This window comes from Amycolatopsis sp. lyj-112, assembly GCF_046549055.1.
GTDB lineage: Bacteria > Actinomycetota > Actinomycetes > Mycobacteriales > Pseudonocardiaceae > Amycolatopsis.
Genome location: NZ_JAJPWS010000036.1, coordinates 1 through 668 on the forward strand (window position 1 = coordinate 1; position 668 = coordinate 668).

General features: G+C 55.8%; 1 rRNA gene. It reads right to left on the bottom strand.

The window, feature by feature from the left end:
• Window positions 1-668, bottom strand: a 23S ribosomal RNA gene (locus ACLJRL_RS41195); the annotation flags it as partial.

The window sequence follows — 668 nt, forward strand, 5'->3', positions numbered from 1 at the left end:
TAGTACCGGTTAGCTCAACGCATCGCTGCGCTTACACACCCGGCCTATCAACGTCGTCGTCTTCAACGTTCCTTCAGGACCCTGAAAGGGTCAGGGAGAACTCATCTCGGGGCAAGTTTCGTGCTTAGATGCTTTCAGCACTTATCTCTTCCGCATTTAGCTACCGGGCAGTGCCATTGGCATGACAACCCGAACACCAGTGATGCGTCCACTCCGGTCCTCTCGTACTAGGAGCAGCCCCCCTCAATTCTCCAGCGCCCACGGCAGATAGGGACCGAACTGTCTCACGACGTTCTAAACCCAGCTCGCGTACCACTTTAAATGGCGAACAGCCATACCCTTGGGACCTACTTCAGCCCCAGGATGTGATGAGCCGACATCGAGGTGCCAAACACCGCCGTCGATATGAACTCTTGGGCGGTATCAGCCTGTTATCCCCGGAGTACCTTTTATCCGTTGAGCGATGGCCCTTCCATTCAGAACCACCGGATCACTATGACCTGCTTTCGCACCTGCTCGCGCCGTCACGCTCGCAGTCAAGCTGGCTTATGCCATTGCACTAACCTCCTGATGTCCGACCAGGATTAGCCAACCTTCGTGCTCCTCCGTTACTCTTTAGGAGGAGACCGCCCCAGTCAAACTACCCACCAGACACTGTCCGCAACCCG